Source organism: Candidatus Symbiopectobacterium sp. NZEC135, assembly GCF_025962695.1.
This window is the reverse complement of record NZ_JAGFPF010000845.1, coordinates 1-893: the sequence shown is the minus strand read 5'-3', so window position 1 is coordinate 893 and position 893 is coordinate 1. Positions and strand designations below refer to the sequence as shown.

Here is an 893-nt window from a genome sequence, read left to right as displayed (position 1 = left end):
TACTTAGCAGAAGTAGGAATTTTTTCATTTCTTACTCCATTGTCATCATGATAAATAGCGGAATGAGAATAAGTGTGTAGCCATAGGTAAAAAACAATACGTTATGGCCTGTTTTACTGCTCCATAAATGAATGACATCAATAATATTCCAAACACAAAACCTGTCGTTATTTAAAAAACCAATGAGCTATCGCCCATTAATTTAAAGAAATTAATAGAACCTCAACATACAGAAAAGCCATTTTATAATACAAAAATCACTCACCAAAAAAAGCATCAAAAACATATGAAGCAATAATATTAGCTGACGAATAATAAGATTTTTTTGGTAAAGAGAGACAATAGCCACATCGCAGACTAATTATAATTAGTCAACCAATAGTGGGGCATTGATTCAGGAGTCATTATCTTGATTAAGCATAACTGATATTTTTAAATTGTACACATTATATAAAATAAGTCATAACGTCATGATTATTATTTAATAACACCATTAATATGCATTCATCCTCCCTGTACTATTTTTCCTAATCCACACGAAAAAAAGCATGGGAATAATTAGCCAAACCAATAATAACCAACCATAGCATCATATTAATAACACACCGTATATATCACCAGAAACCATCAAGGCCACACAATGTGGCCTTGATATATAACCCAGAAATTCTCAGCAACGTTTACGGCAGCACTTTGGCCGATTTAATCACGATCGGTTTGCTTGGCACATTCTGGTAAGGGCCGACATTGCTGGTTTGTACCTGAGAGATTTTGTCGGCAACATCCATCCCTTTCACCACTTTACCAAATACCGCATAGCCAAAATCGCGCTGACCGTGATCGAGGAACGCGTTATCCGCGATGTTAATAAAGAACTGACTGGTAGCGCTGTC

At 35.5% G+C, this 893-nt stretch carries 1 protein-coding gene; it reads right to left on the bottom strand.

The window, feature by feature from the left end:
• Positions 1 to 680: 680 nt before the first annotated feature.
• Positions 681 to 893: peptidylprolyl isomerase (locus tag J5224_RS30900; protein ID WP_264628837.1), on the bottom strand; the 213-nt coding region annotated here is incomplete at its 5' end.